The organism is Pedobacter sp. A2324, from assembly GCF_059693705.1.
This window is the reverse complement of sequence record NZ_JCASSK010000002.1, coordinates 924,411-937,850: the sequence shown is the minus strand read 5'-3', so window position 1 is coordinate 937,850 and position 13,440 is coordinate 924,411. Positions and strand designations below refer to the sequence as shown.

Below are 13,440 nucleotides of genomic sequence, written 5' to 3'. Positions count from 1 at the left end.
CCTGATGATGATTAGGCCAGTTTCAAACTTAAATAAAAAGTCGTCCCTGTTCCACTACCCGAAGTAAATCTGATAGTCCCCCCTGCATTTTCTATTGCTTGTTTTACAAAGGCCAGTCCCAAACCGGTCCCAGAAGTTTTGGTAGTAAAATTAGGCACAAAAATCTTATCCTGCAGCATTTCAGGAATTCCCTGGCCGTTGTCTTTGACTTCGATGTATGCCCTTAAATCATCATTATACAAACTCACGTTGATAATGCAATGGGTATGGCTGTCCATTGCTTCAATTGCGTTTTTAAATAGGTTATTAAACGTTCGAAGCAGCTGGTCATGATCAGCCAGTAACCTGATATCATGATCAGTTTTATTGAGCACATTAATTTCCACATTTTCAGTATTTTTATATACCTCCCTCGCCTGCTCAATAACCGGAACAATATCCAGCTTTTCAAGGTTCATATCAGGCATTTTCGCAAAGTTTGAAAACTCAGAGGCAATTTTCGAAAGGCTTTCAATCTGCTCAATAAAAGATTTACTGAACTTATTAAATTTCAGCTCGAAATTCGGATCCTTCTCCCTCCACGATTTATCCAGCAGCTGCACACCGAGTTTCAACGGCGTAAGCGGGTTCTTGATTTCATGGGCAACCTGTTTGGCCATTTCTCTCCACGCACTTTCCCGTTCAGACCGCGCAAGCTTCAAAGCACTTTCTTCCAGTGCCGCAATCATATTATTGTACTCTTTAATTAACGAACCAATTTCATCATGGCGCCGCCAAACTATCGGCTCACTCCTTTGCCCGATCTTGGTTTTACTGATACTTTCCTGAATAAAAGTCAGCGGACTGGTAATCTGATTAGCCAGAAATACCGCCAGAACACCAATGGCAACAAAAACCAATGCATAAATATTGATCAGATTACTCACAAACAAGGCAATTTTATCAGAATATTCTTCTTCATTAGAATAGTTTGGAAGGCCAATGTAGGCCACTGTTTTATTCTGTGCATTTCTAACCGGGGCATAGGCTGCTGCATAGGTCAGCGTTCCGATTTTTTCCTCTGAATTGATGTATTCTGACCGGTTTAAACTGTGGAGGTACGCGTATGCCAATGGACCCATTTTTCTACCAATCACTTTATAATTATACAGTTTCGGATACGTAGTCATCAATAAGTTACCATCAACATCGTAGAGATTCAAGTCGGCATTATTGATGTCAGCAAAGTTGTTAAATTCAGCAACGGCATTTTCGTCATTGGCAATCGTTCCGTTGTTGAATATCTGCTTCTCGAAATTCTGCTGAACTTTTCTGATCTTATCTTTAATCAGCAAATCCTGCTGTCCACGGTACTCCTTATCCATATAATAATAGGTTACCCAGCCCACTACAACCAGGGTAGCCACTACCGATAATACAATAACAACCTGGATTCTGGTTTTATAAAGAATCTTATTTGCGTTGATCATCAGCGACCGGTTGATACTGAACCAGCCTACTTTATCGTCATCCAGGCTTTTGATCAGCCAGATCAATCCATATAAAACCAGCGAAAAGATGATGAATACAAGGAAAAAGAAAGATAAGGCAGCCAGGCGCTCCACATAATCAACCTTTTCCTTACTAATCACAATCATTTTACTCGCACTCGGCTTATAAATCAAATGGCTGTAATGCAAATCAGGGTCATTGGTTACCACGAAGTCGTCCAGCTTTCCTTTAAATATACTGCCATCCAAGGGATAGGTATAGTTACCCGATTGGTTGAGTAATTTATTATTACTGTATAAGGCAATGGAATAACCCTTGAACTCCTGGTCCCGGGCCTGTTTCTGATCGCCTAAAAGATCTGGCAGCCGGTTGTTGTAGTTATAGGGTTTAGATCGCAGCTCCAGTACCAGTGTTCCCAAAAGACTCCCTTTGTCCACGATGGAAATGATTCCAAAATAATCCTGGTAACCAAAAGTATTATTAACCTGATAGAAATAATTCGATCCCTCAATTTTAACTGAGCCAACCTCAACCAGATTTTTATACTTGCTGATAGGCGGACTATCCGGATTGGCAATGGCCACGCCGGAGCTGTTATAAGGATAAATCTGATAATCGTAACGGGTCAGATAACCATCCAGATAATCCTTGATGTGGTTTTTCAATACCGCAGGATTTGTGGTTTGGATGTTGCTGAAATATTTGGTAAAAAAACCATCGTTAACCAGCTCGTCACCCAGAATTCCAAGCGCTACAATGGCACTGGGATCATAGGACGATTGCACCCTGGTAGCCAACGGCTCTCTTAAGCTTCGTTCTTTAATGTCTTTATACTTAGTGTACTTGATTGAAGTGTTAAAAGCCAGGCAAAAGAACACAATTGCAAATAATCCGATTGAAAATGTTTTCTCCTGAACATAAACCGCTCTGGCCACAATAAATAGAACCAGGGCAAACACAATGAAAAAGGCATTAAAGTCTACTACCAGTTTGTATACAAAAACACCCAGAAAGCCCGCCAAAAATATAACGATCCGGTCTCTGTTGGTAATGTTGAGCTGCATACTCACCGTTGCAGAGACAATGGTAATCAGATAAATCTGAAACCAGGCCAAACATAGAATCACAATCCCGACCCAGCTGGTGCCACTGAGCTTTAAGATATTGATAATGTCGAAGTTAATCTTCGAATTGTAGATCAGCCCAAAGAAAATATCATCAGTTTGCCACCCGATCCATCCGATAAAAACCATCAGTAATGCCTGAATGCATAAACCTACTGCCTTATTCTTTTTAACCCAGCCCGGAAACTGATATTGCGCTTTATGGTTAAACATGAAAAGCAAAAGCCATGTGGCCACGACAACATTTAAAAGAAAATCGCCAAGGGATGGCATAAGGGAACTATCGGCGTAGATCTTCGGGTCGAACAACTCAAGCGCAAAGCGGTGGTTGAACCAGCCAAAGTATAGATCAGAAAGCCTGAAAGCCAGAAAGAAAAATAACAAAAGGAATGTTGCCCAGGCGATATGCCCCCTCCGGGCAATGTATGAGCATAATGAGTTAAAGAACATACAAATGCAAGCGATACCTGCAATAAACATCCACAACTGGGTGTTGGAGTAATAAGAGTCGATGTAGCCAGGCTTAACCTTCAGGCCGAATAAAAATTTATCATCGCTGCTTTTAATAGTATAAATATCTTTATCCGTAAATGAAGCAATGGTTAACAGCCTGGATTTGGATAACAGCGGATCGAGATCGTTCTTGAAGTACTGGGTTTCTTTAAACTGATATTGCGACTGAATGGAGATTAAGAAAATAAAAGTAAAGTTCCCCTGCGTACTTTTAACCACCTCATACCAGCCATTTAACAGGTATAGTACCGAAATTCCTTCTTTAATCCCCAGCGGATCGATATCCGAAACCTTATAAGTGCTCCAGAATTTGAGCTGATTATTTTGATAGGTGAGCAGGTTAATCCCGTTGATTTTACGGTAAGTAGTAATGAAACGGATGGCATGCTCAGGTTTAAGATGAAACTGCCTGGCTAGTGCAACCTGCTGCTTATCGGCCAGAAAATCCTGTACTGCTTTTTCTTTGATCAACAGGTTTTCCTGTATCTCTTTGGCATCGCGGTCAAGGAGTTCATTTTTGGTGGTAAATCTGCTTAATGAAATGGAAGTTGCAATAAGGCAGCAGCCTAAAACAAACAAGAGAAACCTTATTTTTACACCAAAGCTCAATTTCATCGATTTTGATAAAGATATTAAATATTGATAAAAAACAACGCCATAAACTGCTTAGTTTATGGCGTTGCAAATATTTTAACAGGCTGTAAATTAAGCTATGTTGGCGCTACTCGTTTGCACTTCGCGGCTTACTTTTTTAACCAGTCCCTGCAATACATTTCCAGGCCCAACCTCAACAAAATCAGTTGCCCCATCTGCTAGCATATGCTCAACAGTCTGAGTCCAACGTACAGCGCCAGTTAATTGTTTGATCAAATTCGCTTTAATTTCTGACGGATCAGTATAAGGCTTTGCATCAACATTTTGATAAACCGGACAAATAGGCACGGAAATATTGGTTGCCTCAATCGCTGCCTGTAATTCTACCTTGGCGGGCTCCATCAAAGGTGAGTGAAATGCACCACCTACGTTTAACTTCAATGCTCTTTTAGCACCGGCTTCGGTTAACCTTGCACAAGCCAGGTCGATTCCTTCAATACTACCGGAAATAACCAGTTGCCCCGGGCAGTTGTAGTTAGCCGGAACAACAACGGCATCTATCTCCGCACAGATTTTCTCTACCACATCATCAGCTAATCCCAAAATAGCAGCCATTGTTGAAGGCTGTGCTTCACATGCTTTTTGCATGGCATTTGCCCGCGCAATAACCAGCTTCAATCCATCCTCAAAACTGAGTGCATTGGCAGCCACTAAAGCAGAAAATTCTCCTAAAGAATGTCCTGCAACCATATCAGGTTTAAACGCTTCGCCTAAAACCTTAGCCAGAATCACTGAATGCAAGAAAATTGCCGGCTGTGTTACATTGGTTTGTTTCAGTTCCTCGTCTGTTCCGCCAAACATGATATCGCTGATACGGAAACCGATAATTTCATTTGCTTTTTCAAATAATGCTGCAGCTTCGGGATTCTCATAAAGATCTTTACCCATGCCCACAAATTGTGCTCCTTGTCCAGGAAAAATGTATGCTTTCATTAAAAATTAAATTGGAGATATGGGGTTTTAGAAAAAGAAAACCTATTGCTTAAACCCAGATATCTGATACTTTGTATTTAACTTGATTAGTCTAAACTCGCGGTAATTAGCCTTAAAAACTCAGCTCTTGTTTTATCATTACTTAAAAACGTCCCGGTAAAAGCAGATGTGGTGGTGACAGAGTTTTGTTTCTGCACCCCGCGCATAGCCATACAAAGATGACGGCACTCCATTACCACCGCTACACCCATCGGGTTTAGAGTATTCTGTATACAGTCTCTGATTTCATTGGTTAAACGTTCCTGCACCTGTAAACGACGCGCGAAAGCATCTACAACCCGGGGGATTTTACTTAACCCAACAATATGTCCGTTTGGAATATAAGCGATATGCGCTTTGCCGAAAAAAGGCAACATGTGGTGCTCACACATGGAATAAACTTCAATATCTTTTACAACTACCATCTGGCTGTAGTCTTCTTCAAACATGGCCGACTTCAAAATCTCATCGGGTTTCAGGTCATAGCCATGGGTGAGATATTGTAAAGCTTTAGCCACACGCTCAGGTGTTTTAATCAAACCTTCACGTTCAGGGTCTTCACCCAGCTGACCCAGGATATCTTTATAGTGCGTGGCAACGGCTTCGATTTTTGCCTCATTATAGCGGTCTATTTTTACATAGCCGTCTCTGGATTCGCCTTTTAATACGTCTTTTGTGCTCATTAATTGGGGTTATTAACCAAAGTATTCAACATAATTATTTTCCGTCTCATAGATTTTAACGCAATGCAAAATCGCGCCGCTCTCTGAAATCGGGCCCAGCAACTGTTTCCAGATTTCAATGGCCAGATTTTCTGTTGAGGCCAGTTTGCCTTTCATAAAATCGACATCCAGATTTAAGTTTTTATGGTCAACCTTATCTACAACATACGTATTCATTACATCCTTAAGCCACTTCAAATCTACAAGGAAACCAGTTTCGGGGTTTACCTCGCCTTTTACCGTAACGTATAACCAATAGTTATGTCCATGCCAGTTCGGATTGGCGCATTTACCATAAACTTCACTATTCTTATCATCGTCCCAATCGGTACGGGCTAATTTATGTGCGGCGTTAAATGATGCTTTTCTCGTTATATAAATCATTATTATCAAATAAAGTACAAATATACTCATTAAGCTTTAAGACTAAGAAAGCCATTTAATTAAAACAATCTCCTACATTTACCTGATGAAAACTTTAGTTGTAGCCGCCACAAAAGCAGAACTGGCTTTTTTCTACCAGCATTTCAATTTGCCAGGAGGCGACTTTGTGGAGAGCAAAAGCTTCGATGTACTCATTACCGGGGTTGGTATGGTAGCAACTGCTTTTGCCCTTGGGCAACACCTCAGTCCAAAATACAACCTGGTTTTAAACTTTGGTATAGCCGGTTGTTTCAATAGAAATATTGAATTGGGCACTGTTTTGAACATTACCGAGGATATTTTTGCCGAACTGGGGGCAGAAAACGGAAATGAATTTATCAGCATCACTGACCTGGGCTTTGGCGACAATCATTATAAGTCAAAAACGGATAAGAAAGTGGGGCTGCCTTTAGCAAAAGGTATTACCGTAAACTGTGTGACAGGGAGCGAGAAAAGTATTGCAAGCCTGGTTAAGAGGTTCAGTCCAACAACAGAAAGCATGGAAGGCGCAGCTGTGCTATATGCCTGCAAACAACAGCATATAGACTGTATTCAGATTAGAAGTGTTTCCAATTATGTAGAACCCCGCAATAAAGAAAACTGGAAGATCGGTTTGGCGATTAAAAACCTGAACGATTGGGCCATCTCATTTATCGGAGAAATGAACTGAGCATGACTTTTTAATTTTTCGCAGTAACTACATTTGAAACATGAAGCTTACACTTGGTTTTTCTCCCTGCCCTAACGACACCTTCATTTTTGATGCGCTGATTCATCATAAGATTGATACTGAAGGTTTAGAGTTTGAAGTTTTTTACGATGACGTGGAAACACTAAATCAAAAAGCGCTTGTAGGGCAACTCGACATTACCAAGCTTAGTTTTCATGCTTTCGCCTATGTGGCAAATCAATACGCGTTATTAGATGCAGGTAGTGCATTAGGCTTTGGCGTGGGGCCGCTCTTGATTAGTCACAAGTATACAGCAGAAAGCCTGGCCGAAGCGATCAATCAAGATAGCAGCAATCTTAAAATCGGCATTCCCGGGAAATATACAACTGCCAACTTTTTATTAGGGATTGCCTATCCTCAGCTTCAGAATAAACAGGAAATGGTTTTTTCTGAAATTGAATCAGCCCTGCTTGATGATCAGATTGATCTTGGACTGATCATTCATGAAAACCGTTTTACTTACCAGGATAAAGGTTTGACTAAAATCGTGGATCTGGGCGATTATTGGGAAAAGCTTACCGGATGTGCAATTCCTCTGGGAGGTATTGTAATCAATAGAAAACTCGACAGGGATGTGCAATTAAAAGTTAACAGGTTAATCAGAAAGTCAGTTGAATTTGCCTTTGCTAATCCTAAATCAGGCATTGATTTTATACGCCGGCATGCACAAGAGATGGACGAGGCGGTGATGTACAAACACATCGAACTGTACGTAAATCAATATAGTATTCATTTAGGCGAAAAAGGCAGGCAGGCCGTTGATACACTATTTTCCCTGGCACAGGAGAGAAAGCTGATTCCGGCAATTCAACAGGACTTATACATCGAATAATTCCGGAGACCTCCCAATCCTACACAAGAAAGCAGATAAATATGGTTTTAATTAACCAATAACTTATAACCTTTACCATGAACGTTGATAATCTCAACACTCGAATCGCCCCGCAAGTACTTCCGCAGTTTACTTAAAAACACATCCATACTACGCCCGTTGAAATAATTATCGTCGTGCCAAATACTTAACAAGGCCTCTTCACGTGTTAAGACAGTGTTTTTCTTCAGGCAAAGCAAACGCAAAAGCTCAGCTTCTTTGGTCGACAATTTTTGATGTTCATCGCCACTGGAGATGATCTGCGTAGTGTAATCAAAAATATATTTCCCTACTGAAAACTGAGTTTCAGCAGCTTCTTCACCCTGGTCTCCTTTATTTGCCACACGCTTAAACATGGCGTTGATGCGAAGCAGAAGTTCTTCGATGCGAAAGGGCTTTGTAATATAGTCATCCCCTCCTAAATCATACGCAGCAGATTTATCCTCCAGCATGGTTTTAGCAGTGGCAAAAATAATCGGAACATGAGCATTCACCTTTCTAATGTCTTTACCTAGTGTAAAGCCGTCTTTTTTAGGCATCATCACGTCGAGAATACAAAGATCAAAACTTTGCTTATTGAATGCCCTCAAGCCATCCTCACCATCAGTACAAAGCACAACCTCGAACTTGCCCTTTAACTGCAGGTAATCCTGTAGCAATAATCCTAAATTCGGATCGTCCTCAACCAAAAGTATTTTCTTCATTTTCTTAATTTTATTCACATATGTAGCATTACCTACACTGAAGGTTTGATTATGAGTGTGCATAACGGTTTAATTAATATGGTGATTAAATTAATTCGACACTATATTAGATAAATTAAACTGTTGTGTTATTGATGTATCGATAAAGCAAGCTTTTGTACCGACAGTTAGTTAATTTGATAAAGGTAAAGATATTTCGAATGTCGTTCCTTTATCTTTTTCACTACTCACTTTAATTGTACCATTGCTTTGTTTCACAATGTCCTGCACGTAATTTAACCCTAAGCCAAAACCTTTCACGTCGTGCAGGTTACCTGTTGGAACACGATAGAACTGATCAAAAATTCTTTTCGTCTGGTCCTTTGTCATTCCGATACCTTTATCTGCTATTTCTATAATCAGCCGACTGTGAGTATTTCGTGTGGTAATGGTAATTTCTGGCGTTTCAACACTATATTTATTGGCATTATCAATCAGGTTATAAATCACATTTGAGAGATGTAATTCATCACCCAACACTGTGGCATTTTGAGCCTCGGTATTGATGTTGATGATGGCATTTTTCTTTTCCAGCTGTAAACCCATGCTATCCAGCACAATTACAATTAGATCATTCATATCAACCTCTTCAATCTCCATTTTTAGCTCCCCTTTTTCTAAACGGGCAATGCTCAAAACCCGCTCAATGTGACTTCCGAGTCGAACATTCTCATCGTAAATAATACTCGCTAAACGCTTCAGCCGGTTTTTATCTTCGGTAACCTCCGGATCTTTAAGCGCTTCACTGGCAATCATAATGGTTGCCACCGGAGTTTTAAACTCGTGTGTCATGTTGTTAATGAAATCTGTTTTCATCTCCGATATTTTCTTTTGCTTTAAGATGGCATATAACGTGTAAGAAAATATGAAAACAAGCACGAGTAACAGCCCTACAGATGAAGCTAAAGTAGCGCTTAAATTAGAAACTATAGCTGAGTTTTTATTTGGGAAACTAACAAATAGCATTCCCGGATCCCGAAAGATATCATTTCCAAACAAAGGGATTTTATAGGTGTTTTCAGGTAAAAACTCACCTTTAACATTGGAAGCTGTCATGAAAATCGTGGAATCTTTCTTTGCCAGCGATACCCGGTAAGATGGTTCCAGATTAATATTGTGCGCCTGCAACTCACCTTTTATCAAATTACCCAGCGAATCGAAATTGATTCGTTTGTAAATGGGGATATTAGTTTCCTGCAACTCTTTAGATACATCTTCAACTACACTTAAACGGGTATAAGTAAAAGTATCCTTCCCTAGTGCCGCAATTTTAATTTCGAGCTGCTTTTTGGCAATATCGTCTTCACGCTTAAACTTCTTTTCTAAATCGTTCGGTATTTTCGGCACATTGGCAAAACCCGGACTTCCATCTCTCGGGTCAAAAACCAGATATCGTAAAGTATCTGGTAAGCTTTGCATGCTTTTAAATTCGAAAGCTTTTGGAGGAGCAGAAAATGGCTTGGTACGCATACTATAACCCTTTAAAATCAGGCTTCTCATATCTACAATGGCATCCATTTGCAAATCGAGTTTATCGCCGTTTTTGGATGTTAGAGAACTATACTCTTTTTCAGATATCACATCTGGAGCACGGTAAGATACCCGGATGATACTATCCTGCTGGTTCAAATAGTTTTCAATCTCATTCTCCCGTTCGGCTTGCCGCAATTCTGCTCCCTGAATATATTGCTGTCTTAAATCTTTAATGTCGAGTGCGCGCTGCCTGGAATCCTGCAGTTGCTTTAATTTGTTTTCAGCATCTTTCCTGTTAAGGTGATCAGCAACGTTTCTACGCTGAACTTTATTGGCTACCGAAGTGAGTGTTTGATTTACCTGCTCGTCAAATAGCTGAGATTTTAGCTTATACGATTCCCTGATGTAATACAATTGCATTACGAAAACCCCGAGCAAAGCTACCGTCATTAACACGGTAATTAACCAAAAACCTCTCTTCTTCATTTACCCAAATATCTGGTTCATGTTTGAACTGAAAACTTACGCGTTGTAAATTTCAAAAATAACCATTAAAAGACTGAACCATTTGTTTTTAACAAAATTTAACATGAACATGCCGAATACTTGAGATATGAAATTACAAGATCTTAAATCCAAATGAAACTGGAAGAGTGTGAAAAAATGTCTTACGATTCAGATCCTCTTCGGATCCTGTTCAGATCCGAGACACTACCATGACAATTACAAGTGAATAATCTGTGTCTAACTACTGTGTTTATAAAGTGAAATAATTGAGCAATATCTTCATCATCTAAAACACTTTCCATGATCAAGCATGATCCGTAAAAGGTTTAATAAAGATGATTCAGGATGATTAGAAAAAAAAATGCCGGGACAAAAGCCCCGGCATGGTTCAAAATTGTTTGCTTAAAAAAGAATCTTTATTTAGAAAGGCAAATCATCGTCTTCACCAGTGGTGTTACTTACATCAACCGGAGCTGCATAAGCTGGGGCTGAAGCCGGAGCACCTGCAGCAACTGCATTAATTCTCCAGATTACCAAACTGTTAAAATATGATGTTTTTCCTGATTTATCTGTCCAGGGACGGCCACGTAAGTTAAAGAAAACTTCCACTTCATCGCCAGTTTTGAATGTATCTAATAATGCTGTTTTATCTTGCAAAGCCTCAAAACGAATATATTCTGGGTATGTTGGATTTTCTGCGTATTCTACTATTAAATCACGTTTTTTAAACGTTTCACTCACTTGCTGCGTTGCGCCTACTTCGTGTACTTTTCCTTTAATTTCCATAACTAATACTAATATTGTACTCTAAACATCAAATCTCAATAATTTTATTGATAACTTCGCATATATTATGATGCAAGTTTTCCACAATAAAAGCAGGGTAATTATCACCTGCAATAAACGCCTGTCGCCTTATTTACAAAATGAAGTTACGGCTTTAGGTTACACCATAGAAAGAGCATTTGCCACCGGCGTTGAGCTCCATATCACCTTTACAGAGTGCATAAAGCTCAATTTAAACTTGCGCTGCGCCAGCCAGATTTTATACTCCATAAAAAGCTTTAAAGCAAACACACCGGACGATCTATATGAGGAGATTAAAGCTATTGAGTGGGAAGAACTGATTGACTTTACCGGTTACTTTTCCGTTACTTCAAATGTTGATAACCCTAATATCACTACGCCGCTTTTTGCCAATCTAAAAGTTAAAGATGCAATAGTCGACAGAATGAAGGAGAAAAAAGGTATTCGCCCTAATTCCGGATCTGATGCCAATAAAGCAGTTGTTCATTTATACTGGAAAGATGCAGAAGCGGAAGTGTTTATCGATTCTTCGGGCGAAACGCTGGCTAAACATGGTTACAGGAAAATTCCGGGAAAAGCACCAATGCTTGAAGCGTTGGCTTCGGGAGTGATTTACGCAACCAACTGGGACCGTAAATCTGCTTTTATCAATCCAATGTGCGGATCAGGAACACTGGCCATTGAAGCCGCACTGATTGCAACCAACCGTGCACCAGGTTTATATAGAATGAACTATGGATTTATGCATATTATCGGATACGACGAGCAGGCATTTTTCTCAGAGCGCAGGATTTTAAAAGACCAGGTTATTAAAAATGTTGACCTGAAAATTGTAGCTTCAGATCTTTCTGAAGATGCAGTAGAAGTTACCCGCAAAAACGCCAAAACTGCTGGCGTTGACACTTTGATTGAATTTGAGGTTTGCGATTTTGAACTTACTCCCGTACCGGAAGATGGAAAAGGCGTTGTGGTTTTTAATCCTGAATATGGAGAGCGGTTAGGCGTGCATAGTAAACTGGAACTTACCTATAAACGCATGGGCGATTTCATGAAAACCAAATGCAAAGGTTTTTCGGGCTATATCTTTACCGGAAATCCTGATCTTGCAAAAAAAATCGGGCTGAAAGCCTCGAGAAAAATAGAATTCTATAATGGCAAGCTGGATTGCAGGATGCTGGAATACGAATTGTATGATGGATCCCGCCGCACACCACAAACTGACGCATAGTCTTTTTAACTGAAAATTAATATATTACGCTCTCTTACGTCCCATGACGTGAAAAATTGAAGAATATGGAGTTTGATGACATGGACCATATGCCCGAATGGGAACACTTTAACCGCTTTGGCAGAGACGATGAGGATGTAGAAAATTTATCTCCTTTCGAGGCTGACAAAGTAAGGTTAAAAGCCAATCGCGCAAAAAATCTTTACAACCAGGCAAGGGCTGTGTATAAATATGCAGCCTTGTTTTGCGAAACCCTGGAAGGTGAAATGGCCGACATGACCGGAAGCCTGATCATGCAAAATGCCATGATGCTGTGTCCAAAAATAATTGGCGCAGAAGGGGCTAACATGTACATCCTGAGAATGGAAAATGCATCTGTTATCCGTACCAATTGCAAAGAGCTGGAAACTCAGGTAAGAGCAGCTGATATGTTTGAGATCTGTACACCTGAATACAGAGATATCGTATTGGATGAGATTGATAAGTTTCGCTTGTTATTCATCGAATGGGTAAAATGTTTCGAAAAAGATGAATTTGAGGATGACTGGGGTCTGTATTAAAATTTGCTGAATTTTACCTTTGAACAATCTAAGGCTGGATCATGGTCATAAGTATCTCCTATTGCTTTAGAAGAAACGCCTTGATTATAGTCAAATCTTGAAATGGATCTTTATAGCTGATTACACCGTAAATAAATCAATGACAATGTATTGATTAACAACAACTAAAAGGAATTTAATAAACTTTTCAGTTGTTGTTATGTTTTGATTATGCTCAAATAAGCCATAGTATTTTATTCCCTACAGTATTAAAAGTTGTTGTTTCAGGAATCTGCCATCTAAAAAAACGCGTATATTATCAAAATGTTAAAATTATCCCTATTTTATGGAAGATGTACTGGCTTTAAAAACAAAGAATGTTGCTGGAAATATTAGAAAGATAAGGGAGTATAGAGATTATACTCAGGATTATCTGGCAGCAAAATTGAAGATATCGCAGAATGCCTATAGCAAAATTGAACTTGGCTACAGTAAGTTAACTGTTGATCGCCTTTTCCAAATCGCTGCCATTTTGGAAGTGGAGGTTGCATATCTGCTTACCTTGAACCATCAGGATTTGATTAAGATCATTACGGATGATGAGAACAGAGCACTTTCAACAGGTTAAATTTATGATTAACTG

General features: G+C 39.7%; 12 protein-coding genes. 5 read left to right on the top strand and 7 right to left on the bottom strand.

The window, feature by feature from the left end:
- Positions 1-11: 11 nt before the first annotated feature.
- The 4 genes from AC570I_RS09205 to AC570I_RS09190 all read right to left on the bottom strand — a co-directional run bounded on the left by AC570I_RS09205 (position 12) and on the right by AC570I_RS09190 (position 5,860).
- The gene (locus AC570I_RS09205) at positions 12-3,743 is read right to left on the bottom strand and encodes a sensor histidine kinase (RefSeq protein WP_497405222.1); all 3,732 of its coding nucleotides are present in this window, start codon (positions 3,741-3,743) and stop codon (positions 12-14) included.
- Positions 3,744-3,833: 90 nt separating this feature from the next.
- Positions 3,834-4,715: an ACP S-malonyltransferase gene (gene fabD / locus AC570I_RS09200; protein WP_497405221.1), complete on the bottom strand. Its 882-nt coding sequence runs from the start codon at positions 4,713-4,715 to the stop codon at positions 3,834-3,836.
- Positions 4,716-4,801: 86 nt separating this feature from the next.
- The gene (folE, locus tag AC570I_RS09195) at positions 4,802-5,437 is read right to left on the bottom strand and encodes a GTP cyclohydrolase I FolE (protein WP_047799603.1); all 636 of its coding nucleotides are present in this window, start codon (positions 5,435-5,437) and stop codon (positions 4,802-4,804) included.
- A 12-nt stretch (positions 5,438-5,449) separates the two neighbouring features.
- Positions 5,450-5,860 carry a 6-pyruvoyl trahydropterin synthase family protein gene (locus tag AC570I_RS09190; protein WP_047799604.1) on the bottom strand — a complete coding sequence of 137 codons (411 nt, stop codon included), beginning with the start codon at positions 5,858-5,860 and terminating at the stop codon, positions 5,450-5,452.
- An 85-nt stretch (positions 5,861-5,945) separates the two neighbouring features.
- Between AC570I_RS09190 and mqnB the strand changes: the two genes are divergently transcribed.
- Positions 5,946-6,569 (top strand): futalosine hydrolase, encoded by a 624-nt coding sequence (mqnB, locus tag AC570I_RS09185; protein ID WP_497405220.1) that lies wholly within the window; start codon positions 5,946-5,948, stop codon positions 6,567-6,569.
- Positions 6,570-6,609: 40 nt separating this feature from the next.
- Positions 6,610-7,461: a menaquinone biosynthesis family protein gene (locus tag AC570I_RS09180; protein ID WP_497405219.1), complete on the top strand. Its 852-nt coding sequence runs from the start codon at positions 6,610-6,612 to the stop codon at positions 7,459-7,461.
- Positions 7,462-7,508: 47 nt separating this feature from the next.
- Here the strand turns inward: AC570I_RS09180 and AC570I_RS09175 are convergent, their stop codons facing one another.
- The 3 genes from AC570I_RS09175 to AC570I_RS09165 form a co-directional block, all read right to left on the bottom strand.
- Positions 7,509-8,204 (bottom strand): response regulator transcription factor, encoded by a 696-nt coding sequence (locus AC570I_RS09175; protein WP_197082400.1) that lies wholly within the window; start codon positions 8,202-8,204, stop codon positions 7,509-7,511.
- A gap of 171 nt (positions 8,205-8,375) precedes the next feature.
- The gene (locus AC570I_RS09170) at positions 8,376-10,202 is read right to left on the bottom strand and encodes a sensor histidine kinase (RefSeq protein WP_497405218.1); all 1,827 of its coding nucleotides are present in this window, start codon (positions 10,200-10,202) and stop codon (positions 8,376-8,378) included.
- 441 nt (positions 10,203-10,643) lie between these two features.
- Entirely contained in the window at positions 10,644-11,009 is a 366-nt protein-coding gene (locus AC570I_RS09165) for a DUF3127 domain-containing protein (protein WP_047799608.1), read from the bottom strand.
- A gap of 70 nt (positions 11,010-11,079) precedes the next feature.
- Here AC570I_RS09165 and AC570I_RS09160 point away from each other — a divergent pair, with 70 nt between their 5' ends.
- The 3 genes from AC570I_RS09160 (at position 11,080) to AC570I_RS09150 (ending at position 13,425) form a co-directional block, all read left to right on the top strand.
- On the top strand, positions 11,080-12,258 hold the full coding sequence (locus AC570I_RS09160; RefSeq protein WP_497405247.1) for a THUMP domain-containing class I SAM-dependent RNA methyltransferase: 1,179 nt from the start codon (positions 11,080-11,082) through the stop codon (positions 12,256-12,258).
- 65 nt (positions 12,259-12,323) lie between these two features.
- On the top strand, positions 12,324-12,818 hold the full coding sequence (locus AC570I_RS09155) for a hypothetical protein (protein ID WP_053058391.1): 495 nt from the start codon (positions 12,324-12,326) through the stop codon (positions 12,816-12,818).
- Positions 12,819-13,143: 325 nt separating this feature from the next.
- Positions 13,144-13,425 carry a helix-turn-helix domain-containing protein gene (locus tag AC570I_RS09150; RefSeq protein ID WP_047799609.1) on the top strand — a complete coding sequence of 94 codons (282 nt, stop codon included), beginning with the start codon at positions 13,144-13,146 and terminating at the stop codon, positions 13,423-13,425.
- The last annotated feature ends 15 nt before the right edge of the window (positions 13,426-13,440 follow it).